This window comes from Paraburkholderia sp. BR10954, from assembly GCF_040965775.1.
GTDB classification, from domain to species: Bacteria; Pseudomonadota; Gammaproteobacteria; order Burkholderiales; family Burkholderiaceae; genus Paraburkholderia; species Paraburkholderia youngii.
This window is the reverse complement of sequence record NZ_JBFRCK010000204.1, coordinates 1-592: the sequence shown is the minus strand read 5'-3', so window position 1 is coordinate 592 and position 592 is coordinate 1. Positions and strand designations below refer to the sequence as shown.

The window sequence follows — 592 nt, the reverse complement described above, 5'->3', positions numbered from 1 at the left end:
TGACTGCACCAGCGCGGCAAGTCCATCCATGCCACGGCGCATATCGGTAACGCCCGCTGCCAGCCATACGCGGGTACCGCCTGGCGGCGCAATCATGCTGGCATCAGGCAGCGCAGCACGAGGCGCAACTGCACGGGGTCGACCATGCCCGTGACGCGTACACGGGCACCGTTCAGTTCGATCTCGATGCCCGACGCCGCCGGTACGCTCTTGCGATGTGGCTCGACAGGCTGTAGAGCGAGCGACGCCGGTTCTGCGGTCTCGCCGGTCGGTGCATCAGGTAGCGCCACGGGCAGCAATACCGCTGTGCTGTGCGCCACCCCATCAAACAGGCCCCTCCGCAGTTGCCGGCGTCACTTGAACACCATATTCGGATTCAGTCCGTGCGCCTGCGCGAGCTTGGCCACCGAAATGCCCGGCTCGCACGCCGCGACGGCAACTTGCCGTCGGTACTCTGGTGTGTAGTTCGGTCGGCCCTTGCGGTTCGATGATCGCGCATTCCGTGTGTCCAAAGTAGTCCCCATCACTTGAAGTAACGGGCATCACTTTGGACACCGGCTTCAGCTCTGTCCATGCGGCCACGGAATGACGC

General features: G+C 64.0%; 2 protein-coding genes. Both read right to left on the bottom strand.

All coding sequences use genetic code 11. From position 1 onward, the window contains the following. Positions 1–92 precede the first annotated feature (92 nt). Positions 93–290 carry a hypothetical protein gene (locus AB4Y34_RS41880; RefSeq protein ID WP_368719312.1) on the bottom strand — a complete coding sequence of 66 codons (198 nt, stop codon included), beginning with the start codon at positions 288–290 and terminating at the stop codon, positions 93–95. A gap of 63 nt (positions 291–353) precedes the next feature. Continuing rightward, positions 354–524 (bottom strand): transposase, encoded by a 171-nt coding sequence (locus AB4Y34_RS41875; RefSeq protein WP_368719311.1) that lies wholly within the window; start codon positions 522–524, stop codon positions 354–356. Positions 525–592: the final 68 nt, after the last annotated feature.